Raw genomic sequence first — 26344 nt, forward strand, 5'->3', positions numbered from 1 at the left:
GCCCCATCGCCGGCAAGCCAGCTCCCACAGGAGCTCCACAGCCCTTGAGAAGTGTGTAGGCCCTGTGGGAGCTGGCTTGCCGGCGATGGGGCGCAAAGCGCCCCCAAAAACCGGACTTGAAAGTCAACTCAAATGCCCGCCCAGCCCAGACACGGCGCGGGATGCAACATGAAGCCCATTGGTCCGCGACTTGATGCCACTTCATATGCCAGCCGCGAAGCAATCGGTTAGAATGCCCCCCCAAATTACCCCGATCCTTGAGGACCGCCATGTTCAGCCGTGATTTGACCATTGCCAAGTACGACGCCGAGCTCTTCGAAGCCATGCAGCAAGAAGCCCTGCGCCAGGAAGAGCATATCGAGCTGATCGCTTCGGAAAACTACACCAGCCCGGCAGTCATGGAAGCTCAGGGCTCGGTCCTGACCAACAAGTACGCCGAAGGCTACCCAGGCAAGCGCTACTACGGTGGTTGCGAGTACGTCGACATCGTCGAGCAACTGGCCATCGACCGTGCCAAGGAGCTGTTCGGCGCCGACTACGCCAACGTCCAGCCGCACGCCGGTTCCCAGGCCAACGCTGCCGTCTACCTGGCCCTGCTGTCGGCCGGTGACACCATCCTGGGCATGAGCCTGGCCCACGGTGGCCACCTGACCCACGGTGCTTCGGTAAGCTCCTCGGGCAAACTGTACAACGCCATCCAGTACGGCATCGACGCCAACGGCCTGATCGACTACGACGAAGTCGAGCGCCTGGCTGTCGAGCACAAGCCGAAGATGATCGTTGCCGGCTTCTCGGCCTACTCGCAGGTTCTGGACTTCGCCCGCTTCCGCGCCATCGCCGACAAGGTCGGTGCCTACCTGTTCGTCGACATGGCCCACGTTGCCGGCCTGGTTGCCGCTGGCGTGTACCCGAACCCGGTTCCGTTCGCCGACGTGGTTACCACCACCACCCACAAGACCCTGCGCGGTCCACGTGGTGGCCTGATCCTGGCCCGTGCCAATGCCGACATCGAGAAGAAGCTGAACTCGGCTGTGTTCCCAGGCGCCCAAGGCGGCCCGCTGGAGCACGTGATCGCGGCCAAGGCCATCTGCTTCAAGGAAGCCCTGCAGCCTGAGTTCAAGGCTTACCAGCAACAAGTGGTGAAAAACGCCCAGGCCATGGCCAGCGTGTTCATCGAGCGTGGTTTCGACGTGGTATCCGGTGGTACCCAGAACCACCTGTTCCTGCTGTCGCTGATCAAGCAGGAAATCTCCGGTAAGGACGCTGACGCCGCGCTGGGCAAAGCCTTCATCACCGTCAACAAGAACTCGGTACCGAACGACCCACGTTCCCCGTTCGTCACCTCGGGCCTGCGTTTCGGCACCCCGGCCGTCACCACCCGTGGTTTCAAGGAAGCCGAGTGCAAGGAACTGGCCGGCTGGATCTGCGACATCCTGGCTGACCTGAACAACGAAGCAGTGATCGACGCTGTACGTGAGAAGGTCAAGGCCATCTGCAAGAAGCTGCCGGTTTACGGCAACTGATTGGCAGCCGCCTGAAGTTGAAGAGCCCGGCCTAGTGCCGGGCTTTTTATTGAAAGCCCCCTAGCGCGCAGGATGCACCTTGACCAGAGAACAACTGGAAACCCGACAGATCCCCCTGTATTTCGCCGCAGTACTCGCCGCCGCTGCTTTCGGCCTGCTGGCCAGCGGTACTGCGCGACACCTTGAAACCCTGATCACCCCTGCCATCGCCGTGCTGATGTATGCGATGTTTCTGCAAATCCCTTTCCTCGACCTGCGCCAGGGCTTGGGTAACCGCCGCTTCATCAGCGCCCTGCTGCTGGCCAACTTCATGCTCGTGCCGCTGCTGGTCTGGGCCATCACCCGAGGGCTGGTGGAGCACCCGGCGATTCTCGTCGGTGCCTTGCTGGTACTGCTTACGCCTTGCATCGATTACGTGGTGGTGTTTACCCACCTCGGCAAAGGCGACGCACGCCTGACCCTGGCCGCAACCCCCGTGTTGTTGTTGGTGCAACTGCTGCTTCTACCGGTGTATCTGGCCTTCATGCTGGGGGACAACAGCCAAGTGGCAATCTCCGTCACCCCGTTCGTGGAAGCGTTCGTGTTGCTGATCGTGCTGCCGATGGCACTCGCCGTGCTCACCAGCGCCAGCGCCCGGCGCTCGCGTGCAGTCTCGGCCTGGAACGATGCCTGGGCGTGGCTGCCGGTGCCGGCGATGGCGTTAGTGTTGGTGGTGGTGATCGCTTCGCAGATTGCAGCGGTGGTGCGTGATTTCGATCGGTTGCTGCCAGTGATCCCGGTTTACGTCGGCTTCATGCTGCTGGCGCCAGCGCTTGGTTTTTTATCCGCACGGTTGTTGCGCCTGCCAGCCACCGAGGCACGCTCGGTAACGTTCAGTGCCGCCACGCGCAACTCGTTGGTTGTGTTGCCGTTGGCACTGGCGTTGCCTGATGACATGCGCGGGCTGGCCGCAGCGGCGGTGATTACCCAGACGCTGGTGGAGTTGGTCAGCGAGCTGATTTATGTGCGGGTAGTGCCACGGCTGGTGGGTTGATTCGTTCGCTCATGTTGATGCGCTACATGGCACCGGCTTCGCCGGTGTTCGCGGGCAAGCCCGCTCCCACAGGATCGCGCCTATCCTGGATTTTGCGCGATCCTGTGGGAGCGGGCTTGCCCGCGAAGGGCCGCAAAGCGGCCCCGTGGGCACTTACCAGTTGTAGGTCACGCTCCCGTAAACCGTGCGCTGCTGCCCATACTGGCAGCCCATGTCGCTGAAACACCCGGCCACGTACTCTTTGTCAAACAGGTTGCTGGCATTGAGCGCCAGCTCCACACCCTTGAGCGAAGCATCCAGCTTGCCAAGCTCGTAGCTGACCATTGCGTCCACCAGCACATAGCTGTCGACCTTGAAGCTGTTCTGCGCATCACCATAGGTGCTGCCCACATAGCGGGTGCCCGCGCCCAGCCGCAGCCCGTTCAGCGGGCCGCCCTGCAACAGGTAGTCGGCCCACAGCGAAGCCATGTGCTCCGGCGTACGGAACGGGGTGTTGCCCTTGGTACCGCGCTCAGACTGGGTGACCTCAACATCGTTCCAGGTGTAGCTGCCAATCAGGTTGAAGCCCGGCGCCAGCTCGGTCTTGGCTTCCAGCTCCACCCCGCGCGAACGCACCTCGCCTTCCTGGCGGCTGAAGCCGTTGACGTTCTCGGTCACGTTCTGCCGGGTTAGCTCGAACACTGCGACGGTGTACAGGCTATTACTGCCTGGCGGTTCGTACTTCAGGCCCAGCTCGTACTGCTTGCCGGTTTCCGGGTCAAGCTGGGTACCATCGGCAGTGGTGCCCATGACTGGCAGGAACGACTCGCTGTAGCTCAGGTACGGCGCCAGGCCATTGTCGAACAGGTAGACCAGCCCGGCGCGGCCGCTGAATTTCTCGTCCTTCTGGGTTTGCGGGGCGCGGTCGTCCTTCTGGTTGGCAGCCCAGTCGTAACGCCCACCCAGCAGCAACACCCAGTTGTCGATACGCAGCTGGTCCTGCAGGTACACACCGGTCTGCGACAGTTTCTGTTCATAGCTGGCAGCGCTGAACGGCACTGTATTCAGCGGTTGGCCATACACAGGCTGAAACGGGTCAAAGCTTTGCAGGATGAAATCCAGCGACTGCTGCTGGTCGAACTTGCCGTTGTTGTAGTCCACGCCGGTGAGCAAGGTGTGCTCCACAGGCCCGGTGGCGAAGTTGGCCTGAACGTGGGTATCGACGGTAAACAGGCGGCCATCGCCCTTGCGCGCGTCGCTGTAACGCGAGTACTGCCCGCCACCGGCCGGGCCGAACAGGGCGATTTCGCTGCTGGCCTGGCGGTAGTTGCTGTAGCGCACGTTCTGGCGCAGCGTCCACACCTCGTCGAAGTGGTGCTCGAACACATAGCCCAGCGAGGTTTTTTCGTTGGTCATGAAGTCGTAGGCGCTGTCGCCCACATAAGTGTCACGGTCCAGCCGGCCACGCGTATCCCGGAACACTGTGCCACTGGCGGGCAGCGCATTGGCGAAGTTACCGGTCTGGCGCTGGTATTCACCCAGCAAGGTGAACTCGGTATCGGCACTGGGGCGATAGCTGAGTGCCGGGGCAATGTATTGACGGCGATTGGTGATGTGATCGGTCTGGGCGTCGGTTTCGCGGAACAGGCCAGTCAGGCGGTAGCTCCAGATGCCCTCGTCATCCAGCGCATCACCCAGGTCGAAGGCGCCTTGCTGGTAGTTCAGGTTACCGGCTTGCAGCTGCACCTGACGCAGGGGCTGCTGGGTCGGGCGCTTGCTCACCAGGTTGATCTGCCCGCCCGGGTCCGAGGCCCCGTAAAGCACCGAGCTGGCGCCGCGCAGCACTTCAATGCGCTCCAGCCCGTAGGGTTCTGGGGCGTCCCAACCGAGGAACTCGGGCAGGAAGGTGCGGGTACCGTCGCGCAGCATGCGCCCGGTACCCTGCTGGAAACCGCGAATGGACAACTGGTCGACCACGAACTGCGGGCCGGCCAGTTCGGTGTTCACCCCAGGGGTGTAACGCAGCGCCTGGGCTACGGTCTTGGGTTGTTGGGCCTCGATCTGCTCGCGGGTGATCACCGACACCGAGGCCGGGGTTTCGATCAACGCCGTGTCGGTCTTGCTGCCTACCGAGGAGCGCTTGGCCACGTAGCCATCGTCTGGGCTGACCGAGCTGTAGGCCTGGCCGACGATGGAAGTCGCGCCCAGTTCCAGGGTGCCGGACGATTGCGCGGCGGGCTCGAGGGTGACGCTGGCGCTGCCGGTGGAGCGCCAGGTCAGGCCACTGCCTTGCAGCAACTCGGTCAGCGCCGCTTCCGGCTCGCGCCGGCCGTTGATGCCACGGCTGCTCTTGCCCTGCACCAGGTTGCCATCAAAGATCACCTGCAACCCACCCTGCGCAGCCAGGCGGTTGAGCGCGCTGGCCAAGGGTTGCGGGGCAATGTCGAAATCACGCGGCTCGGCCTGGGCCAGGCCCGGCAGCAGCGCACACAGCAAAGAAAACGACGTCAGCGACGCCCTGCACAATTGCCCTCGGTCCATCTCACTCCCCCCCGTTCAAATACGAAGCATTCGTTTTTGAACAGGGATGACGGATGACCACAGCAGACCCGTAAAAATAGTTTTGGATAAACCCGCACAACTTGATTTAGCGTGGGACCTGTGGGAGCGGGCGAGCCCGCGAACACCGGCAAAGCCGGTGCCATCCACCGAGTCGCCTGCTTCGCGGGCATGCCCGCTCCCACAGGGACCGCGTAGCGCTCAGGCTGGTGCATCCACTGTTACTCAGTCACGCGCCTCAAATACCAGCAGGTATTGCGAGTAACGGCGGATATGTAATGGAAAAGCCTGCTCCAAAGTCGCCAGCCCTTCGTCAAGCCGGTCCAGCCGGAACGTGCCACTCACCTTCAAGCCACGCAGTTGCTCATCGCCAATCACCAGCCACCCCGGCCGGTAGCGCTCCAGCGCTTTCAACACCTGCGCCAGCGGGGCCTGCTCGAATACCAGCCGCCCCTGTTGCCAGGCCAACGCACTGTCCACATCCAGCCGATGCTTGCTGCCTGACCGCCCAGCCCCTCGGCCCACCGCTTCACCGGCAGAAAGCTCAACCCGGTCCACCGTATCGCTGACCGCCACACGCCCGCGCCTGACCACCACATCCACCGCCGCGCCCTCGCGGCTCACCGCGTACACAGTGCCCAGCGCAGTGGCCTGCACCTCGCCGGCCTGCACGGTAAACGGCCGCGCCGGGTCGTGCGCCACTTCGAACACCGCCTCGCCCTTGCGCAAGGTAATGCGCCGCGCCCGATCACTGATCTGCACATCCACCGCCGACTCGGCATCCAGGCTGATACGCGAGCCATCGCTCAGCGCAACAACCCTACGCTCCCCTACCCCGGTCCGGTAATCCGCCCCCCACTGCCCGTGCCAGGCCAACGCCACGCCGACACCCAGCACCAGCACCGCCGCACTGGCCAGCGCCCATTGCCGGGCCGGCGCACGCCGCCGCACCGGGGCCTGAAGTTGCCCACTCAACGCCCATAGCTGGCGCGCCTCGACAAACGCCTGCTGATGCTCCGGCGCCTGCGCGCACCAGGCCCGCGCCGCCTCCACATCGCCTGGGCGCACATCACCCGAGGTCAAACGCACCACCCAGGCATGGGCAGCCCGGCGCACGTCAGGTGAAGGGTCGAGGGGAGCAGAGGGCTTGTGCATAACCGTCAACGTTGCAAACTCTGGCCCAGAAAGTCCAGCGCGATGGCCAGCTGTTTCTCGACCGTGCTCACGGAAACGTCCAACTGTTCGGCCACCGCCTTGTGCGCCATACCCTCCAGGCGGCACAGCAGGAATATCTGCTGGCAGCGTGGCGGCAGGCGCTGCAGCGCCTCGGCCATCAACGCCAACTCACGCCGGGCGGCAACCTCGGCAAACGGCTCCGGGCTTTCGCCAGTGACTTCGTACAGGTAAGCCATGCCCTCGTCATGCTGCCCCCGCGTGCCGCGGCTGCGGGTGTGGTCGATGACCAGGTTGCGGGCAATGCGAAACAGCAGGCTGCGCAGGTTCAACACCGGGCCGCGAGGCGGCTGGCGCAGCATGCGCAGGTAGGTTTCCTGCACCAGGTCGGCGGCGGTGTCGGTGTTGCGCAACTGCCGGTACAGGAAGGCGCGCAACTCCCCGGCATGGGCCTTGAAAGCCAGTTCCAGCTCTTCGGTCTTCATGCGTGAGGGCAACCCGGGCAGGGGAAGAAGGCGCTGACTTTAACGATAAGGGTTTTCATTTACAACGGGGCAAACGCATGACGCGCTCACCCCATACTCACCGACTGCCAATCAGAAACGATACTCCATGCTGGTCATGAAGTTGCGCGGCTCGCCATACACCACCCAACTGTCGGCATAGCCGTAGTACTTCTTGTCGAATACGTTGTTGAGGTTGAGCTTGACGCTGAGGTCGTGGGTTACGTCATAGCGGGTCATCAGGTTGACCACCGCGAAGCTGCCTTGGGTAAAGGTGTGCAGGTCCTGGCCATACTTGCTCTGCCAGTTTACCCCGCCGCCCACGGTCACCTGGTTGAGCGCGCCCGGCAGGCGGTAAGTGGTGAAGGTCTTCACGCTGTGACGCGGAATATTGGTCACGATGCGTTGATCGTCCTCATCGGTACTGACGCTGTAGGCGTAACCGGCCATGGCCTGCCAGCCTTCGGCCAGCTCGCCATCCAGCGACAGCTCGACACCTTCAGTGGTGGTGCCCTGTTCGAGGGTGTAGATATCCGGGTCACGCAGGTACACCGCCAGGTTGTCCTGCTCGATCTTGAACAACGCCAGGCTGGCGTTGAGCTTGTCGTCGTTGAAGCTGCCCTTCACCCCCACTTCGTAGCCCACACCCTCCTGTGGGTCAAGCGCCTTGTTGTTGATGTCCTTCATACCGTATTGCTGTGGGTTGAAGATCTTGGTGTAGCTGCCGTAAAGCGACCAGGTGTCGTTCAGGTCGTACACCAGGCCGGCGTAGGGCAGGAAGATGCCGTGCCGATTCTGGCTGTCCTTGGTGCTACCGCCGCTGTAGCTGATGTTCTCGTTTTCGCGCTTCCAGTCGGTAACCCGGCTGCCGAGGATCAGGTGAGTGTTGTCGGTGATGTGAAAGCGCGTAGTCAGGTACGCCGCGTACTGGTTTTCGTCAATCAGGCTTTTGCCCACAGGGGTGGTATCGGGCCGCGGGCCGCTGCCATCCCAACTGAAGAAGTTGTCGATGGTACCGTCATAGCCGGTCCATGGCCCGTACCAACCGCCCCGCTCCGGGGTGTGCTCCCGGTAGCGCGACAGCGTGGTGCCAACGATCAGCTCATGCTCGCGGCCAAACAGGCTGAACGGGCCGGTGACATAGGCGTCGAGGGTGTCCTGGCGCGGTGTGCCGCTCCAGCGGTTGGGATACATGTAGGCGCCAGCGCCGGTCTGCTGGTCGATGCTGCCGTTCAGGTAGTTGGTCAGCTGGTCGAAGGAGTTCTGCGTGTGGCTGAGCTCGACCTTGGCACTCCAGCCATTGTCGAACGTGTGCTCGATAGAGCCAAACAGGTTAGTCACCTTGCGATCGTAATAGGCCCAATCCGGGGAACTGTTGGTCGAGCGCGAAAAGTCGGTTTTCTGGCCGTTGCTGAAATACACCGGAAAACCCGCCCGAAGCGGCGAGTTGGTGTGGGTGTTGGCGTAGCTGAAGCCCAGGGTGAGCAAGCTAGCTTCGTCCAGGTCGAACTCGGTAATGCCGTAGACCAGCGCAGCATCCGACGACATGCGGTCGACCCAGTACTTCTGGTCTTTGTAGTCCACCACCAGGCGCCCACGCACATTGCCTGATTCGGTCAGTGGCCCCGAGGCGTCGAAGCCAACGCCGTAGCGGTCCCAGCTACCGGCCTCGGCAGTGACGCTGACCTGCGGCTCGAAGGTGGGCCGCTTGCGGATAAGGTTGATGGTCGCCGAAGGCGTACCGGTGCCGCTGATCAGCCCGGTGGCACCGCGCACGATCTCGACCCGGTCATACATGGCGGTGTACTGGGTGGAGTTGTCGATGCGCGACGAGGTCGGCACGCCATCGACTTCGAAGTTGTTGATCTGAAAGCCACGCGACCAGTAAGTGTTGTTCTCGGCGCCGATGCTGGTATGCGACGCGGTGATGCCTGGAGTCTGCTCCAAAACCTCGTTGAGGGTGGTGAGCTTCTGGTCGTCCAGGCGTTGGCGGGTCATTACCGTCAGCGACTGCGGGGTTTCTTTCGGCGTCAGGTTAAGACGCGTGGAACTGCTGGAGGAATAGGTGCTGTAGAGCCCGGTCCCTTCGGTGGTCGAGCCCGGCGCCTTGCCGGAAATGCTTAAGGTGTCCAGCTGCACACTATTGCCCACGCTCACGGGCAGGGTGATGACGAAGCTGCTGGCATTGGGCTGGCTCAGGTACGCATTGCTGCCGGCTACCAAAGTGCGAATGGCATCACCGGCGCTGAACTGGCCCTGCACGGCCGAGGACGACTGGCCGCCGACCTCACGGGTGTTGTAGATCACCTGGTAGCCACTCTGCGCACTGAAGGCATCGAGCGCATCGGCCAGCGGCTGGGCCGGGATGTTGAAGTCGAAGCGCTGGCTCTGCGCCTGCGCAACACCCGCCTCGGCCGCCTGCAATGACAGTGAAGGCAGCGCTGAAAACAGGCTGGCCGCCAGCATGGCGCTGCCCAGCAGGCGGCGTTTGAAAACGGAATCGCGTGGGTGCTGCATGTGTACTCCCCGGAAAAATGCGAATGCAAATATTTCTTATGTGTGGGGTGTGACGCAGCAGAAATCCCAATCCCCGCGCGAGGGGAAAAAATTATCGAATGATCAGCCAGTGCCCCAGTACCACATGCGCTTGCAGTTGTTGGCTGCTGACCAACGCATCGAGGGCGCTGTCGGCCTTGTCCAGGTTGAAGCTGCCGCTTACCCGCCGTTGCCCGGCTTGCTCGTTCAACAACACCAGGCGCTTGCCCTGGTATCCGACCAGTTGTTGCAGTACCTGCTGCAGAGGTACCTCACGCACCCGCAACTGCCCGGTACGCCAGGCCAGCAGGCGCTCGGCGTCTACCGATTCCGGAGTTTCCACCCGCTCGCCATGCACCCTCAGACGTTGCCCCGAGGCAAGTAATTGTTGGTGTGATGGCGTACTGACCTGCACCCGGCCACTGAGCAACACCACCTCATCCCCACCCGCTTCGCGGCTGACCGAAAAGCGCGTGCCCAGCACCTCGACCTTTGCCTCGTCGACATGCACCACGAACGGCCGGCCGTCGTGCACCACCTCTGCGAACACCCGCCCCTGGCGCAGCCGCACGGTGCGCGTGGCCCCCTGCACGTCCACATCCACGCTGCTGGCGCTGTCCAGCCACAAGCGCGAGCCATCGTTCAGCAGCACCTCCCGACGCTCGCCTGCCACCGTCGCGTAATCACTGCCCAGCTCCTGCAACGCCGGCACCGACAGCCATGCCGCGCCGGCTGCCAGTACCAGGCAGGCAGCGGCGGCGTAACGCGGCCAGCGCTTTGCTTTGCCACGGTCGGCCTTGCGCACCCGGTGCGCGGGTAGTTCGAGGGTTTGCCACAACTGCTCCACTTCGGCATAGGCCCGCGCGTTTTGTGGTTTCAGCCGCCAAGCCTCGAAGGCAGCAAACTCGTCACTGCCAAGGTTTTCGGCACGCAGCCGGGTAAACCAGTTCAGGGCCTGCTGGTGCGCGATGGGATCGTGGTCGGAAGAGACGGTCATGGCGATTCGGTCTTGATGCGTGCATCCAGGGCGGCGGCGGCGCAGTGGCTGAGGGCTTTGTTCAAGTGCCGCTCGACGGCGCGCTCATTGATGCCAAGCTGCTTGGCGATGTCCTTGTAGCCCATTTGTTCTACCCGGGCCAGCAGAAACACCTCACGGGTGGGCGATGGCAGGCCGTCGATCAGGCGCTCCAGATGTGCCAGCGTGTTGCCCGCCACCGCGCTGCGCTCGGGCGTGGCCTCGCTCAGCAACTGGTCCAGCGCCTGCTCATCGTTCACCCCGCGCACCTGGGTACGGCGGGCGTGGTCGATGCTCAGGTTGGTGACAATGCGGTAGAGAAACGCGCGCAGGTTGCCGACCTGGCCGTGTTCGCTGTGCAGCAGGCGCACGAAGGCGTCCTGCAACAAGTCCCGGGCGGTTTCGCGGCAGCGCACCTTGCGGGTGAGAAAGGCCAGCAATTCGTTGCGGTGACGTTGGTAGAGCAGCGACAGGCTGCGGGCTTCCTGCTCGTCGGACATGGACTGGCGCGTGTTGGGGTAGGGATGGAGCGGGCGATGCTAGCGTTGTTGAGAATTGTTCACAAGGGCGATACTGCGTCGTTCCACCGAATTTGGTAACTGCGCGGACATTGTGGGAGCGGGCACGCCCGCGAAGCAGGCGACACGATGGAGGGCACCGGCTGCGCCGGTGTTCGCGGGCACGCCCGCTCCCACAGATTCTCTATTGGCTTCAGCTACACAGTTAAAACCTCGCCCGCAACGCCAGGTTGAAATTGCGCGGCTCACCATAGAAGTTCCAGTAGTTGAGGTTGCCCAGGGTCTGGTAGTACTTCTTGTCGAACACGTTATCCAGGTTGTACTGCACTTCGAGGTGCTTGTTGATCTCGTAGATCGCATGCAGGTTGGTCAGGTGGTAGGCGTCCTGCTGGATCTTGTAGCTTGCGCCGGCCTCGGTCTGGGTCATCTTGCTCTGGGCGTAGAAGCTGCCGCCCACACGCAGTTGGTTGAGCACGCCAGGCAAGCGGTAGTCGGTGGCGACCTTGAACAGGTGGCGTGGCGAGGCGCCGTTGAAGTCTTCGCCTTTCTGCTCACCAGCAATGTACTTGGACTGGGTATAGGTATACCCCGCCGACACGTTCCAGTCCGGCAGCACCTCGCCGGTCAGCTCCAGCTCGATGCCTTTGTTGCGCACCTTGTCGGATGCACGGTAGCAAGCAAAGGTCTGCGCACAGGTCACCCGTTCGGCACGGCCGGTCTGGTCGGCCTGGAACAGCGCGATGGAGGTTTGCAAGCGCTTGTCCAGGAACTCACCCTTCAAGCCGACCTCGTAGTTGCTGCCCGTCATCGGCAGGAGCGTGTTGCCATCCACATCCTGCGAACTCTGCGGCTTGAAGATTTCGGTGTAGCTGGCATAGGCCGACCAGTTTTCGTTCAGGTCCTGTACAAGGCCCGCATACGGGGTGACTTCGCCACTTTTGGAGAAGTGCTTGTGGTCGGTGGGTTCACGCACGCCATTGGTGTCGTCCAGCGAATCGTGGCTGTACCAGCTCCAGCGGCTGCCGAGGATGAGCGTGGTGCTGTCGGTAAGGCTGAAGCGGCTGGCCGCATACACACCCTTCTGCTCCTGGGTACGGTTGTATTGCCACTGGTTGACGTTAAGGGCGGTCGGCTTGGGCGGGTCGAACGCGGCCAGGTTGTTCATGTCGACAATGTAGCGGTAGGTGGCATCGCGCCCGCCGTGGTAATCGAAGTCGTCCTTGTTCCAGTTGCCGCCCACAATCAGCTCATGCTGGCGGCCCAGCAGCTGGAACGGGCCGGTGAAATAACCATCGATGCTGGTCTGGGTGTCGTCGAAGTGAAAGTGGCGCGGGTTGAGGGTGAACAGGTCGGTGCCACCACCCGGATAGGTGTAGTTGCCCAGGAAGTCCGACTTGGCCCACATCTGGTTCACGGCCACCACGCCCTTCCAGCCGTTGGCAAAGGTGTGCTGGATGTCGGCGAACAGGGTGGTGTTGCGCTTGTCCAGGTGGTTCCAGTCGCCGGTCAGCGAGGTGGAACGCGAGATCGGGTAGAACGCGCCGCTCTGCTGGCTGGGCAGGCCCGACCAGTCGTACCCGGAGTTGCGGTCCTTCTGGTAGGTAAAGCCGAACGTGGCCAGGGTGGACTCATCCAGGTCGGCCTCGACAATGCCGTAGAACAGCTGGTTTTCTTTCTGGGCGGTGTCCAGGTAGCTGTTGGCGTTGTTGTAGGTAATGACCGAGCGACCGCGCAGGGTACCCGCGTCGTTCAGCGGCGCAGACAGGTCGACCATGGTCTTGTAGTCGTCCCAGGAGCCAACCGACGTTTCGATCAACGCCTGGGGCTCGGCCGTGGGCCGCTTGCGAACCAGGTTGATGGAGGCCGACGGGTTACCCGCGCCCTCCATCAGGCCGGTGGCGCCGCGCACCACCTCCACGCGGTCGTAGATGTCGGTGTTGGGCTTGGAGATGGTGTCCATCGAGTACGGGTTGCCGATGTTGGTCGGCACACCGTCAATCTGCAGGTTTTCCACTGTCTGCCCGCGGGCCTGGTACAGCGAGCGCTCGCTGCCGTTCTTGATGATGGTGACGCCGGTGGCATTGCGCATCACGTCATCGAGGTTTTTCATGTTCTGGTCATCCATGCGCTGGCGGGTGACCACGGTGACCGACTGCGGCGTTTCGCGCAGGCTCATCGGCAGCTTGGTGGCAGTGGACGAACGCCCCGTGGCGTAAGCCCCGGTGCCTTCGGTCAAGTCGCCCAGGCCTTGGCCGGATATGGTGGTGGTGCCCAGTGTCAGCGCACCGGCTGCGTCCTCGGCCTGGCGCACCAACTGGAATTCCCGCTCGCCCGTGCGCACGGCTTCCACACCACTGCCAGCCAGCATCTGCGCCAGCGCCTGTTCCACATTGGTAGCGTTAACTGCCTGGCTCTGCTTGTTGGCGGTGAGCGTGGCATCACCGCCGATCAACAACCCGGCCTGGCTGGCCAGCAGGTTCAGTTGCCGCGCCAGCGGCCCGGCAGGAATGTCAAACACCACGCCTTGCGCCGCTACGCTGTTGCTGTCGGCCTGGGCGGCGGCAGCGTGGCCACCAAGGGCTAGGAGAATGGCCAGGGCCAGCGGATGGCGGCGCAGGTAAGCAGGGTCGCGAAGCAGCATGAAGGGGTCCTTCCGTAAGCAGGATGAAGTAGCGTCATCCCACCAAGCGCATGAGCGTCGCAAAACCAGAAAAAGAATTTTGAAAAATTTTCAGCGCGCCTCGATCGAGACCCACCAAGGCAAGGTGCGCACCACCCGAATGGGCAACGCACGCTCAAGCATTGCCAGGGTGCGGTCGGTGTCCAGCAACGGGAATGTACCCACCGCACGCAAGCTGTTCAGCGCGGGGTCGATGCCCAGGTGGCCACGGCGGTAGTCACGCAGCACGTCGACTACCTGGCCCAATGGCATGTCTTCTGCCACCAGCACACCACGGCTCCAGTCCTGGCGCAGGGCTTGTGCAGCCGTCGACGCGCCCGCCTGGTGTGCGTCGAACACCAGCATTTGCCCGGCGCCCAGCGTGGTTTGCACACCGCTGCCGGAGCAGGTGGCCTGCACGGCGCCTTCGAACACACTCAAGGTGGTTGTCAGCCCCTGGTCCCGCACGCTGAAGCGCGTGCCAAGCGGTTGCATGCGCCCTGCCCGCGTAGTGACGGCAAGGGGCCGAGGGTCGCTGCCGGTTTCGATCAGGATTTCGCCGCGGTACAGGCGCAGCTGCCGCACCCCCTCGTCGAACTGCACATCCAACGCCGTTTCGCCGTTCAGCCACAGCTGGCTGCCATCGGCGAGTGTCAGCGGGCGCACCTCGCCCAGGCCTGTGCGGTAGGTGGCAAACCAGGCACGCGGCGAGTCCACCCAGCCCCGCTGCCAGCCGCCCCACCCCAACAGCCCCGCAGCACCCGCCACGCAAAAGCTGCCCAGCACGGCCCGGCGCGACTGCTGGCCACGGCGAACGCTGTCGAACACCTGCCGCGCCTGCTCGGCCTGGCCGTCGAGGTTGCCGAAGCGTTGATTGATGTTTTCCACATAGGACCAGGCCAGGCGATGGCGCGCATCTTCGCTCAGCCAGGCACGCCATTGTGCATGGGTGGCGGGGTCGCTCTGCGCTGCGTGCAATCGTGCGAACCAGCCGGCAGCCGCTTGCAGCACGGCATGGTCGAGTTGGGCCCGGCTCATGCCAGCGCGTCGTCCAGGTCCACTTCCAGCAGCAGGCACTGGTACATCGCCTGGGCCAGGTATGTGTTCACACTGCGCTCGCTCACGCCCAACTGCTCTGCGATCTCGCGTTGCTTCATGCCTTGCAACTGCGCCATGAAGAACGCCTCGGCCACCCGCTTGGGCATGCGCTCGAACATCGCCTGCAATTGCCCGAGTGTTTCGAGGATTACGGCCTGGTGCTCCAGCGATGGCACCAAGTGCTCTGGCTGTGCTGCCAGCACCTCCAGGTAGGCCTGTTCCACTCGCCGCCGCCGCCAGAAGTCCACACAGGCATTGCGCGACATGCGCCCGAGGTAGGCGCGCGCGTGCTCGTGGTCGTTGAAGGCACGGGGTTTGGTCAGCAACCGCACGAACACATCCTGCGCCAGCTCCGCCGCATCATGGGCGTTGCCGAGCTTGCGCTGCAGCCACTGGCGGATCCAGCCGTGGTGGGCACGGTAGAGCGCCTCCAGTTCGAAACCAGGGGCTGGAGCACTGGGAGGGGCATTCATGGGGGGACGCCATTGTGCTAATAGGAATTATTAGCAATGGTAGCTTGGATGCATTCCGAGGGGCAATCCGCGCTGTCAGGGCGCCCTCACGCCGGCGATAAAGCCATGCCCTTCGCTCAAAGGGCCTTCATCTCGGCAATATCCCGTGCCACCTGATCGGCAGAATGGTCAAACATCGCCTGCTCCTGCGCATCCAGCGGCAACTCGATTACCCGCGTAAGCCCCGCGCCCGCCAGTACACACGGCACACCCATGGCAATGTCCTTGCGCCCGTACTCCCCTTCCAGAATCGCCACCGCTGGCAAGATACGGTTTCGTTGATTGGCGATGGCATCCACCATCTGCGCAATGGCCACGCCGGGTGCATCACAGGCGCTGCCCATCTTCTTCAACCCCAGGATCTCGCCGCCGCCTTTGCGCGTGCGCTCCACGATTTGCTCGATCTGGTCACTGGACAGGAAGTGGGACAACGGCACCGAGCCGATCTGGCAATAGCGCATCAACGGCACCATGCTGTCGCCATGCCCGCCCAGCACCAGTGCCGTGATGTCCCGTGCGGAAAACCCGGTTTGCTCGGCGATGAAACACTTCATGCGTGCGGTATCCAGCACCCCCGCCTGCCCGAACACCTTGTCGCGCCCAAGGCCGCTGAGGCTCCAGGCGCGGTAGGTGAGCACGTCGACCGGGTTGGACACCACCAGCACCGTCGCCGCTGGGGCATGGTGTTTGATGTCGGCCATGATGCCATCCAGTATCGGCAGGTTGATGCTCAACACATCCTGGCGCGACTGGCCGGGCTTGCGCGGCACGCCTGCGGTAATCACCACCAGCTCGGAGCCATCCAGCATTTCGGCCTTGGCGCCGCCGTAAACGCGGGTATCCGAGCCGGATTCCACAGCAGCCTGCCACACGTCCAGCGCCTTGCCCTGCGCCAGCTCACCCTGCACATCCATCAATACCAGCTCACGGCACAACTCATCGCGGGCGATGATCTGCGCCGCCGCTTCGCCGACCAGGCCGGCACCTATGATTGAAAGTTTGTTCACCTGACACCTCCCAGCGGCGCGCGCCACCAGGAACACGCCTGCGTATACAGGGAAGTATTGCCCGCCGGGGCTAAAAGGCCACCCGAAGGTGATGGCTGACAACCGCGCGCCCCTCCAGAGACGACCACCTGCCCTTGACAGTGCCCGGTCGCAACCGAAATACTTTGAAACGATTCATATAGATGACTAAATAACAAGGTGAATCGCTCCATGACTACCCCACCCAACCATGTTCATTTGCCGTGTACGGAACCTCCATCCGTAGGCATCAGTGCCATTCCTCTCGACGTCGAACCGTTCGCCTTCAAATCCTGAGTGCCGCAAGAGCGCCTGCCCAACCGAGATTCCTTGCATGACTCCTTTAGATATACAGCTGTTGCTGACTGCCTTGGTCAGTGTCCTGGTACTGGTGGCGCTTATCGTGTCGCGCCTGAAGATGCACCCGCTGCTGGCCTTGCTGGTGGTGTCCATCGGCGTTGGCTTTGCAACCCGCATGGAGCCCGGCAGCATCGTCGCCCACCTGATCACCGGCGCCGGCAAGACCCTGGGCGCAGTCGGGGTGGTGATCGCGCTTGGCGCGATGCTGGGTAAGATCCTGGCTGACGCAGGCGTCACGGAGCAGGTCGCTGATGTGATCCTCAAACGCACGTCAGACCGCATGATCCCGTGGGCCATGATGCTGGTTGCCTTTGTCATCGGCATCCCCATGTTCTTCGAAGTGGGCCTGGTGATCATGCTGCCGCTGATCTTCAGCGTGGCGCGCAAGCTGGAAGGCAAGGCACGCTTCAAAGGCTCGGCGTATGTGTATGTAGGTGTGCCGGTAATTTCGGCGCTGGCCGCCATGCACGGCATGGTCCCGCCGCACCCTGGCCCCCTCACCGCCATCGCCGTGCTCAAGACGTCGGTTGGCCCCACCATGCTCTACGGCTTCCTTGCGGCTATCCCGGCAATGATCCTGGGTGGCCCGCTGTACGGCATGTTCATTTCCAAACGTATGAGCACACGGCCAGACCAGGCGTTGCTCGACCAGTTCACTCTGACTGAAAAAGCCGGCGATCAACCCCGCCCCGGCGTGTTCATCGGCATGCTGGCCGCATTGCTGCCGGCAATCCTGATGCTGGTGCATGCCGTGGCCGAAATGCTGCTGCCCAAAGGCAATGCACTGCTGGAGCTGGCCAGCTTCCTCGGTAACCCGCTGATCGCCATGCTGCTGGGCGTGCTGTTCGCCGGCGCCAGCCTGGTACTGGCCCGTGGCGGCGACGCCGAACAACTGCGCGATGCGTTGGGCAAAAGCCTCAAGCCTATTGCCTCCATCATCATGATCATCGCCGGCGGCGGCGCCTTCCAGGAGCTGCTGACCAGCGCCAAGGTGGGCGATGCCATTGTGCACCTGACCCAGCAATCGGCCTTCCCGCCCTTGATCCTGGGGTGGCTGATTGCGATGTTGCTGTCGGTGTCTACAGGGTCCGCCACCGTGGGTATCGTTGGCGCTGCCGGCTTGCTGGCACCGCTTGCAGGTGCAGACCCCAGCCTCAACCTGCCGTTGCTGGCCCTGGCCATCGGTTGCGGTTCGTTGTTCTTCAACTATGCCAACCATGCCGGCTTCTGGATGGTGAAGGAGTCGTTCGGCATGACCATGGGCGAAGCCACCAAGACCATTTCGGTGGTGCAGTCCATCGTGGCGGTGGTCGGTTTGATTGTGGTGCTGGTGTTGAATGCAGCTATCAGTGTGGGTTAAAGCAGACTAAAACGACCAAGGGCGGCTTGCCTGCACGCAAGACCGCCCCATCCGCCAGGCTTCGTGCTGCTGAGGGTCACACATGCTCATCGCTGCCCTGATCTTCGTGTTCACCCTCACACTGGTCATCTGGCAACCCAAAGGCCTTGGCGTTGGCTGGAGTGCCGCTGCAGGCGCAACGCTGGCGCTGCTCACCGGTGTGGTCAGCCTCGGTGATGTGCCAGTGGTATGGCATGTGGTGTGGAATGCCACGGCCACCTTCATCGCGATCATCATCATCAGCCTGTTGCTGGACGAGGCCGGTTTTTTCGCATGGGCAGCCTTGCACATGGCCCGCTGGGGCCGGGGCAACGGCGGGCGCCTGTTCGCGCTGATGGTGCTGCTGGGCGCTGCGGTGTCGGCACTGTTCGCCAACGACGGCGCAGCGCTGATCCTCACCCCCATCGTCATCGCTATGCTCACCGCCCTGCGCTTCAGCCCTGCTGCCACACTTGCCTTCGTCATGGCTGCGGGCTTTATCGCCGACACGGCAAGCCTGCCCATGGTGGTGTCCAACCTGGTGAACATCGTCTCTGCCGACTTCTTCGGGGTGGGCTTTGGTGCGTACGCCGCTGTCATGTGGCCAGTGAACCTGGTGAGCGTGGCCGCCACCTTGCTGATGCTGTGGCTGTTCTACCGCAAGGCCATCCCCGCCCAGTACGACCCCGAACAACTGGCCGCCCCCAAGCGGGCCATTCGGGACCAGGCCACATTCCTTGCGGGGTGGTGGGTGCTGGCCCTGTTGTTGGCCGGCCTGTTTGCGCTGGAGCCGCTCGGTGTACCCATCAGCGTTGTCGCGACGCTGTGTGCCGTCATCCTTCTGGTCATCGCTGGCAAGGGCCACATCATCTCTACACGCAAGGTCATCAGGCACGCCCCCTGGCACATCGTGGTGTTCTCGCTGGGGATGTACCTGGTGGTGTACGGCTTGCGAAACGCAGGCCTTACCGATGCGCTTTCCACACTGTTCAGCCACTTCGCCGGGCAGGGCCTGTGGGCTGCCACGCTGGGCACCGGTATTACGGCAGCGTTGCTGTCCTCGGTCATGAACAACCTGCCCAGCGTGCTTATCGGCGCGCTTTCAATCCAGGGCAGCAATGCCACGGGCGTGATCCATGAGGCGATGGTGTACGCCAACGTGATCGGCTGCGACCTGGGCCCGAAATTCACGCCCATCGGCAGCCTCGCCACCTTGCTGTGGCTGCACGTACTGGCGCAGAAGAACATCCGTATCACCTGGGGTTACTACTTCAAGGTGGGCACCCTGCTTACCCTGCCGATCCTGCTCGTGACCTTGGCCGCGCTGGCATTGCGCCTGAGCCTGCCGGCCTAGGAGCCAAAGCTTGCAAGCACGCCGCCGACCCTGTGGGAGCGGGCGTGCCCGCGAAGAATCCAACGCGGTGCATGGCACCGGCTGCGCCGGTGTTCGCGGGCTTGCCCGCTCCCACAGGGTCCCTGCTGAATCAGTAAGTGATGTGCAGTTCCATGAGGGCGGGCAAGCCCGTGAAGGGCTGCAAAGCAGCCAGCTCGAGGCCTTCGAGCACGCGCTGCACGTGCAGAAAATGGATCAGCCACTCAGCGACAGAACATACATCGTCGAGCCCGCAGTAGTTCTTACTCTACCTGCTCGGACATAGCGCCAGCTGCCTCGGCTTCGACGTAGCTGGACTCCCCACCACCCTGCGCGCCCGACAACCATCCCCAAACGAAATGCAGCGTAGTGCGTCCAGCTTCATCGACGCCTACCCTGCCCCGTGAACAACCGGCGAGCATTTCGCCGTCGTTGGTGATGCAGTGGTAAAGCAGCTCGATGGTATCCGGGCCAGTTACCCGGCCCACCTGATGGCCGGTACGAATCCGGCCGCCTTGATAGGTGCTGGTGATAGCAAATTCTTCGACCAGATAGTGGAAAACCGTGCCGGTCCCCGACAGGCCTTGGGTATTGTTGGCGACAGTGAAGCGACGATTATGCAGCCGGTCTTTGACGTGGGCGTATGCGCTTTCCATGGCGGAGTATCCTCAATGTGGCGAGATGCCTGGCGTTACGAAACCTTAAGGCTGTATATCGTGACGCGAGGCAGCGAAAGTTTCACACTGCTGAGGATGCATGAAAAAGGCCAGGAACTCGAGAACCCATTCTGCGGGTTCGTTGGGGTGAGAATTTCTCAATCAAACCTAGCCTCATCATGAGCAGCGCTAAAAAATCTCTGAATTCAATTCATTGGCTATCGCTCTAGAGCGCCCCCTAAAATGTATCTCAAATAGACAGTGTAGTTCTGGTTAGCTGAACAATAGCGCTACAAGACGCACTGAATCCATTACGAGATCAGGGTAACAAGCCAAAATGAGCAATGACTTTGCATTTGCCATTAAGAGCATTTGTTTCGATGAAAACTATCAACCATCGAACAACACGCGCATAACCACCAACTTCGCCAACTTGGCGAGAGGGGCCAGCCGTCAGGAGAATTTGCGCAATACTTTAAAGATGATTGACAATCGCTTCAATGCGCTGGCGCACTGGGACAACCCCAAGGCTGACCGGTACTCGGTCGAGCTTGAAATCATCTCTGTCGAAATGAATATTGCGGCCGAGCACAGCGACCATGCCCTACCCTTGATTGAAATCCTGAAAACCACCGTGGTTGACCGCCAAACCAACGAGCGCATCGCCGGAATGGTGGGCAACAACTTCTCATCGTACGTACGGGACTATGACTTCAGCGTGCTGTTGCTGGGCCATAACAAGGATCGGGCTGAGTTCAGCACACCCGATAACTTTGGCGACCTGCACGGCAAGCTGTTCAAGTCTTTTGTCAGCTCGGACGCTTACAAGGCGCATTTCAACAAGCCGCCTGTAATCTGCCTGAGTGTCTCCAGTGCCAAGACCTATCAGCGCACGGAGAACCAGCATCCGGTACTCGGTGCTGAATACCAGCAGGATGAATACTCCCTGACGGATGAGTATTTCAAGAAGATGGGCCTGAAGGTACGTTACTTCATGCCGCCGAACAGTGTTGCTCCCCTGGCCTTCTACTTTGCCGGTGACTTGCTGGGCGACTACACCAACCTGGAATTGATCAGCACCATCAGCACGATGGACACGTTCCAGAAAATTTACCGCCCTGAAATCTACAATGCGAACTCCGTAGCTGGTAAGTCCTATCAGCCCAGCTTGCAACATCAGGACTATTCGCTGACGCGTATTGTTTATGATCGAGAAGAACGTGGCCGGCTCGCTATTGAGCAGGGGAAGTTTGCCGAAGAGCACTTCATCAAACCTTACCACGCCATCCTTGAGCAGTGGTCTACCCGTTACGCCGCTTGAATCGCCCACGTACAAGGTCTTTTATTGTGAAAAAATTGCTCCCCACGTCGACTGCTGGCAGCTTGCCTAAACCTTCCTGGCTCGCAGAACCTGAAAAACTCTGGTCACCGTGGAAACTGCAAGGTGATGAACTGATCGAAGGCAAGCAAGATGCGCTGCGCTTGTCTTTGCAAGAGCAACAACACGCCGGTATCGACATCGTCAGCGATGGCGAGCAAACACGTCAGCATTTCGTCACGACCTTCATCGAACACCTCGATGGCGTGGATTTTGAAAAACGTGAAACCGTCAGGATTCGCGATCGCTACGATGCCAGCGTGCCAACGGTGGTGGGCGCCGTTGCCCGTCGCAAGCCCGTGTTCGTCGAAGACGCCAAGTTCCTGCGTCAGCAAACCTCGCAGCCGATCAAGTGGGCACTGCCAGGCCCCATGACTATGATCGACACGCTGTATGACGCGCACTACAAAAGCCGCGAAAAGCTGGCCTGGGAGTTCGCCAAGATCCTCAACCAGGAAGCTCGCGAACTCGAAGCGGCCGGTGTCGACATCATCCAGTTCGACGAACCTGCCTTTAACGTGTTCTTCGACGAAGTGAACGAGTGGGGTGTCGCTACGCTGGAGCGCGCCATCGAAGGCCTCAAGTGCGAAACCGCCGTGCACATCTGCTACGGCTACGGCATCAAGGCCAATACCGACTGGAAAAAGACCTTGGGCTCGGAATGGCGTCAATACGAAGAAGCCTTCCCCAAGCTGCAGAAGTCCAGCATTGATATCGTCTCGCTGGAGTGCCACAACTCCCACGTGCCGATGGACCTGATCGAGCTGATCCGTGGCAAGAAAGTGATGGTCGGCGCCATCGATGTGGCCAACCACGCCATCGAAACCCCAGAAGAAGTGGCAAACACGCTTCGCAAGGCCCTGCAGTTTGTAGACGCCGACAAGCTGTACCCATGCACCAACTGCGGTATGGCGCCCCTGCCGCGCCACGTGGCAAGAGGCAAGCTCAATGCGCTGAGCGCCGGCGCAGAAATTGTCCGTCAAGAGCTACTGAACAAGCGCTGAGCCTAAAGCAGCGAAGGTTCAGGTGGAGTACAGCCCGAGTGATCGGGCTGACTTGGCACCTTCGAGCGGTAATCAATACCCAGGACCCACTATGTCACTCCCCAGTACTGCTATCGAGCCGTTGAGCTTCCGCGAAGCGCTTGGGCACTACGCCTCTGGCATCACGGTGATTACAACGCACATCGACGACGAGCCGATCGGCTTTACTTGCCAGTCGTTCTACAGCGTGTCGATGAGCCCGCCGTTGGTGTCATTCAGCGTAATGCGCAGCTCGGCCAGCTACCCTAGAATTCGCCAGGCCGGTCGGTTCGCGGTCAACATTCTGTCCGGTGAACAGGTCAATGTCTCCAACCAGTTCGCCCGGCGCGGCACGGACAAGTGGCACGGGGTGGAGTGGCAGCAATCGCCTTTGGGCAATCCAGTCATTGCTGGCAGCTTGTACTGGCTCGATTGCGAAATTCACGCAGAGCACGAAGCGGGCGACCACCTGATCGTGATTGGTGAGGTGAAGGCGTTCAACTTGCAGAAAGCGGCTGATTCGCAGCCATTGCTGTACTTCAAGGGCCAATACCGCAACCTTGCCGAGCTTATCGCGGTTTGAGCGTGCAGGCTTGCAGCCTGGCGTTGTGCGGGTTGCGCGGCGCCACTACAGAACCTTGGGCCAGAATGCTCATGAAGCCTCGCCCTTAAAGGCCACCCGCTCTCGATACGCCATGCATCAACGCGCTTAGGCCATTTTCAAGTTGATGCTGATGATGACCTGCACAGTCCCTGTGGGAGCGGCCTTGCGTCGCGATGGGCTGCGCAGCAGCCCCATTCCCGGCCCTGACAGGAATCCCATATAGCGGCCTACAGCAAAACGGGCCAGCTGCAACAACGCTCTCTGGCCCATCGCTCATCAACACCGGCGCCTAACTCTCCAACGCCTGGCCGTTGCGCTCCATCACCTTCCCGCACTGCTCACTGGCCAACCGGCTGATGATCCGGATTGCCTGATGGATGCCGGCCGTGTTGCGAAAGCTCAGTCGGGGGTTGTGTTCGCATTCCAGCATCTCGTCGTGCTGGACCAGGGCCTCACCTAGCAGTTCGAGGGTCCAGGCGTAGCTTTGGATGGTGGATAGGCGTTCTTGGTCAGACATAGCGGGCCTCCGGTTGGGCGGAGACAGCGTGTGGTTCACTGATGGTGAAACCACTGGGGACTGCCGAATAACGACGGAGGAGAACGGATGCGAGGATCTGTAACGGATTTACGGTGGTCATGCATGAGTTCCTTTCGTGATGGAACTGCCACCGCTCGCGGCCAAGCAAGTTAAGGTGGCAGCAGTACGCGGGTTGGCCGACCGGGACGAAAGGAGCCCGGCACACCCGAAGGTGTCCCGCGCACCACCGCCATAACGCAACATCGCGGGCACAAAAAAAGCGCCTGCGATGAAGATTGGGCGCTGATGCGCCTTTCGATTCCGACCGGCCAAGGTCGCATCGCCGATGTGTCGGCGACGGAGGGACTTTATTCCTGGGTGGCCGTTTTCGCAAGTTTCTCAAGGTATGAAAGGGCTGCCCGCGCCGTAGGAAAACGACCTGCCACAGGTAACGCCCACCTCCAGAACATACGCGGTCGGTGTAGGAGCTGGCTTGCCTGCGATGGGCTGTACAGCAGCCCCATACCCCGGGTCGGCAGGAGTAACCCACCAGCAGCCCTCAACAGGAACGGGCCAATCGGAACTCCGAAATCTGGCCCCTCCATCAATGGCCTTCGCCTACCCCTCCAACTCTTGACCGTGCCGCTCCATTACCTTCCCGCACTGCTCACTGGCCAACCGGCTGATAATCCGAATCGCCTGATGAATCCCGGCCGTGTTGCGAAAGCTCAGCCGCGGGTTGTGTTCGCATTCCAGCATTTCGTCGTGCTGGACCAGGGCCTCGCCTAGCAGTTCGAGGGTCCAGGCGTAGCTTTGGATGGTGGATAGGCGTTCTTGGTCAGACATGGCGGGCCTCCGGTTTTGTGGAGACAAGGCGCGGGTTGCTGATGGTGACGTCACTGAGGGCCGCCGAAAAACGACGGTGGAGAACGAATGCGGGGATCCCGAACAGACTTGAAGTGAGCATGCATGCGGTCCTTTTCGATTGAAGCACCACGCTGACCGTCGCCAAACGGTTAGGGTGGCAGCTGTACGCAGGTTGGCGAACCGAGGAAAAGGAACTCGGCAGACCCGAAGGTCTCCCACGCACAGCCGCCATTACACGAAACTGCGGACACAAAAAAAGCGCCTGCAATCGTGGTCGGGGGCGCCGATGCGCCTTTTCGTTCGGGTCGCCAAACCCGGTCGCGGAATTGGCCGCGACTGGAGAAAGGTATCGCTGTAGGGGCTCTGATGCAAGGTTCGCGTTGTGTGAAAGGTCGTGAAGATCTGTAGGCAAAAGACAGTCGAAGGGAGTGCATGCTGAGGTGCCAAAACTGGCAATTTGAGCGTTGCGGAGACAGACGGACGGTTGTAGGCCGGGAGGGCCCGGTTTATACGGGGCTGGAAGTCGGTGGATATTTATAGATACCCCATAGAGTACCTATAAATAAATCAGCTAGTTATGGCTTTCCGTGGAATCGAACTGGGAATCGAGTTCCAATGAGCGCTGCGACCACTCGTTTCAATACTAGGTTGGGGAACGGCATAAAACGCTCCATAGCAGACCTTTGCGTCGCGCAGCTTACGAGGAAATGCCATTTTCTGAGTTTAGATAGTGCATAGGGAATCAGTGGCGACTCATATATACGTAGACGACTTTTAAATAAATCTAATTCTTGAAAGCCTCAAAGAAAATAGCTATGATCAAACGAAGCCAGAACTCCTCTATCTCTAAAACCAAGACTGAGAGCGCTGCCTAATCGGTCATAATATACCAATCAAGCAGCTTGAAATTCTCTCCATTTAAAATCAGATATTAGTGCTTAAATGCAAAGCACACAGGACAAATTATGACTACCTTGATTTCATGGCTTGGTGTAGACCAAAGAGGACCTGCATCAATCTATTTGGCAAGTGATAGCCGGATTTCATGGGGAGCAGCAGATCAGTGGAATTACGGCGGGAAACTTTTTACTGCACAGTCTTCACCTGAGGCTTTTGGATTCTGTGGAGATGTGCTATTTCCGCTTCTAGTTCTTGGCCCATTATGCCAGAGAATAGATGCCAACAAAATGCTTGCCGCGTGCAGTAACTTTCATGACAAGCTAGAACGAATTCGCAGAAGCGTGGAAGTAAGCTTCAAAGAGTATCCTGCGTCACAAAAAAGACCTTTTCAGATATTTTACATCTCTCGAACAGGTGAAGGAATGACGTGTGAGTTTCATGCGGGCCGTGTATTCAGCGACAACCCAAAAATCGTAAGTTCCGAAGTAATGAGATTCCCTAGCGACCCTGTGTTAGGCCCCCGGTCTGGTCTTATAGGGGAGGCAGGATCTGGAAGTAACTCTATGAAAAACTGGGACTACCGCTGGCAGAAAACTGACATTCAAAACACTAGTCGCAGTGTCTTTGGTGCATTCTGTTCATCGATTAATAGCGGAGATGACCCGCTATCGGGCGGCGCACCGCAACTGATTGCAATTTACAGGTCTGGCCTGCCTAAGCAGTTAGGGGTGATATGGCAGGGCAAGAAGTATTTTTCAGGATTAGAGCTAGAGGACTTTTCAGCTGGAGAAGAACTAGACTGGCGAAATGAGCGATTTGAAATTTGCGACCCACTAACATTAGTGGTGAAAGCAGGGGCTCAGAAACAGCCTGTACCAAGAAAATTAATTACATAATGGAAATCACCTGTAAAAAGCTCTCTATGAAAGCTTTTTACCAGGTGGGATTCGCGCCCACGACCTCTTACATGTACATGTAAGCGCTCTAACTAACTGAGCTACTGGTTCGAGCCGGAATTTAAATGAAGACACCTGTGGCTGTCAAGCATTTTTTCGTATGGTTCGAAGCCTGCGTGAAGACAGACATCTAACGGGACCGAATTCATGCGCGTTTTTAGTTCAGTTAAAAACGTGACGGGCCTCTAAGCAAGAATAACAA

At 60.6% G+C, this 26344-nt stretch carries 21 protein-coding genes; 8 read left to right on the forward strand and 13 right to left on the reverse strand.

All coding sequences use genetic code 11. The features are described 5' to 3' along the window. Positions 1–269: 269 nt before the first annotated feature. Both glyA and ACFY9W_RS17180 read left to right on the forward strand, forming a co-directional pair. On the forward strand, positions 270–1523 hold the full coding sequence (gene glyA, locus ACFY9W_RS17175; protein WP_274907367.1) for a serine hydroxymethyltransferase: 1254 nt from the start codon (positions 270–272) through the stop codon (positions 1521–1523). 79 nt (positions 1524–1602) lie between these two features. Next, on the forward strand, positions 1603–2556 hold the full coding sequence (locus tag ACFY9W_RS17180) for a bile acid:sodium symporter (RefSeq protein WP_391132298.1): 954 nt from the start codon (positions 1603–1605) through the stop codon (positions 2554–2556). 153 nt (positions 2557–2709) lie between these two features. Here the strand turns inward: ACFY9W_RS17180 and ACFY9W_RS17185 are convergent, their stop codons facing one another. The 10 genes from ACFY9W_RS17185 to ACFY9W_RS17230 form a co-directional block, all read right to left on the reverse strand. Next, a complete protein-coding gene (locus ACFY9W_RS17185) occupies positions 2710–5076 on the reverse strand; it encodes a TonB-dependent siderophore receptor (RefSeq protein WP_391132300.1) in 2367 nt (788 codons plus the stop codon). Between the two features lie 243 nt (positions 5077–5319). Beyond that, a complete protein-coding gene (locus tag ACFY9W_RS17190) occupies positions 5320–6249 on the reverse strand; it encodes a FecR domain-containing protein (RefSeq protein WP_391132302.1) in 930 nt (309 codons plus the stop codon). 5 nt (positions 6250–6254) lie between these two features. After that, on the reverse strand, positions 6255–6752 hold the full coding sequence (locus tag ACFY9W_RS17195) for a sigma-70 family RNA polymerase sigma factor (protein ID WP_391132304.1): 498 nt from the start codon (positions 6750–6752) through the stop codon (positions 6255–6257). A gap of 111 nt (positions 6753–6863) precedes the next feature. Beyond that, positions 6864–9287, reverse strand: coding sequence for a TonB-dependent siderophore receptor (locus tag ACFY9W_RS17200; RefSeq protein ID WP_391132306.1), 2424 nt, complete (start codon positions 9285–9287; stop codon positions 6864–6866). 91 nt (positions 9288–9378) lie between these two features. Further along, positions 9379–10302, reverse strand: a complete 924-nt coding sequence (locus tag ACFY9W_RS17205) for a FecR domain-containing protein (RefSeq protein WP_391132308.1) — start codon at positions 10300–10302, stop codon at positions 9379–9381. Then, positions 10299–10820, reverse strand: coding sequence for a sigma-70 family RNA polymerase sigma factor (locus ACFY9W_RS17210; RefSeq protein WP_391132310.1), 522 nt, complete (start codon positions 10818–10820; stop codon positions 10299–10301). The genes ACFY9W_RS17205 and ACFY9W_RS17210 overlap by 4 nt, the downstream gene beginning before the upstream one ends. 223 nt (positions 10821–11043) lie before the next feature. After that, on the reverse strand, positions 11044–13479 hold the full coding sequence (locus ACFY9W_RS17215) for a TonB-dependent siderophore receptor (protein WP_391132313.1): 2436 nt from the start codon (positions 13477–13479) through the stop codon (positions 11044–11046). Between the two features lie 90 nt (positions 13480–13569). After that, on the reverse strand, positions 13570–14535 hold the full coding sequence (locus tag ACFY9W_RS17220; protein WP_391132315.1) for a FecR domain-containing protein: 966 nt from the start codon (positions 14533–14535) through the stop codon (positions 13570–13572). After that, positions 14532–15068 carry a sigma-70 family RNA polymerase sigma factor gene (locus tag ACFY9W_RS17225; RefSeq protein ID WP_391132316.1) on the reverse strand — a complete coding sequence of 179 codons (537 nt, stop codon included), beginning with the start codon at positions 15066–15068 and terminating at the stop codon, positions 14532–14534. The genes ACFY9W_RS17220 and ACFY9W_RS17225 overlap by 4 nt, the downstream gene beginning before the upstream one ends. A 116-nt stretch (positions 15069–15184) precedes the next feature. Continuing rightward, a complete protein-coding gene (locus tag ACFY9W_RS17230) occupies positions 15185–16114 on the reverse strand; it encodes a malate dehydrogenase (protein WP_391132319.1) in 930 nt (309 codons plus the stop codon). Positions 16115–16466: 352 nt separating this feature from the next. Here ACFY9W_RS17230 and ACFY9W_RS17235 point away from each other — a divergent pair, with 352 nt between their 5' ends. Continuing rightward, the gene (locus ACFY9W_RS17235; RefSeq protein ID WP_391132321.1) at positions 16467–17852 is read left to right on the forward strand and encodes a gluconate:H+ symporter; all 1386 of its coding nucleotides are present in this window, start codon (positions 16467–16469) and stop codon (positions 17850–17852) included. An 82-nt stretch (positions 17853–17934) separates the two neighbouring features. After that, on the forward strand, positions 17935–19224 hold the full coding sequence (locus ACFY9W_RS17240) for an arsenical efflux pump membrane protein ArsB (RefSeq protein ID WP_391132323.1): 1290 nt from the start codon (positions 17935–17937) through the stop codon (positions 19222–19224). A 281-nt stretch (positions 19225–19505) separates the two neighbouring features. Here ACFY9W_RS17240 and ACFY9W_RS17245 read toward each other — a convergent pair whose 3' ends face one another. After that, positions 19506–19898: a hypothetical protein gene (locus tag ACFY9W_RS17245; protein WP_391132325.1), complete on the reverse strand. Its 393-nt coding sequence runs from the start codon at positions 19896–19898 to the stop codon at positions 19506–19508. 337 nt (positions 19899–20235) lie between these two features. Here ACFY9W_RS17245 and ACFY9W_RS17250 point away from each other — a divergent pair, with 337 nt between their 5' ends. The 3 genes from ACFY9W_RS17250 (at position 20236) to ACFY9W_RS17260 (ending at position 22881) form a co-directional block, all read left to right on the forward strand. After that, the gene (locus ACFY9W_RS17250) at positions 20236–21219 is read left to right on the forward strand and encodes a putative oxygenase MesX (protein ID WP_391132327.1); all 984 of its coding nucleotides are present in this window, start codon (positions 20236–20238) and stop codon (positions 21217–21219) included. A gap of 26 nt (positions 21220–21245) precedes the next feature. Continuing rightward, positions 21246–22280 (forward strand): methionine synthase, encoded by a 1035-nt coding sequence (locus ACFY9W_RS17255; RefSeq protein ID WP_391132329.1) that lies wholly within the window; start codon positions 21246–21248, stop codon positions 22278–22280. 91 nt (positions 22281–22371) lie between these two features. Beyond that, positions 22372–22881 carry a flavin reductase gene (locus ACFY9W_RS17260; protein ID WP_391132331.1) on the forward strand — a complete coding sequence of 170 codons (510 nt, stop codon included), beginning with the start codon at positions 22372–22374 and terminating at the stop codon, positions 22879–22881. Between the two features lie 310 nt (positions 22882–23191). On the opposite strand, the gene ACFY9W_RS17265 is transcribed toward ACFY9W_RS17260, so the two are convergent. Together ACFY9W_RS17265 and ACFY9W_RS17270 are read right to left on the reverse strand one after the other, a co-directional pair. Further along, complete coding sequence (locus tag ACFY9W_RS17265; protein ID WP_391132333.1) at positions 23192–23419, reverse strand: hypothetical protein; 228 nt, start codon at positions 23417–23419, stop codon at positions 23192–23194. Positions 23420–24037: 618 nt separating this feature from the next. Then, on the reverse strand, positions 24038–24265 hold the full coding sequence (locus ACFY9W_RS17270; protein WP_391132335.1) for a hypothetical protein: 228 nt from the start codon (positions 24263–24265) through the stop codon (positions 24038–24040). 986 nt (positions 24266–25251) lie between these two features. Between ACFY9W_RS17270 and ACFY9W_RS17275 the strand changes: the two genes are divergently transcribed. Beyond that, entirely contained in the window at positions 25252–26082 is an 831-nt protein-coding gene (locus ACFY9W_RS17275) for a hypothetical protein (protein ID WP_391132337.1), read from the forward strand. Positions 26083–26344 lie beyond the last annotated feature (262 nt).

Origin of the sequence: Pseudomonas sp. NPDC008258 (genome assembly GCF_042956345.1) — a bacterium.
In the GTDB taxonomy this organism is placed as follows: Bacteria; Pseudomonadota; Gammaproteobacteria; order Pseudomonadales; family Pseudomonadaceae; genus Aquipseudomonas.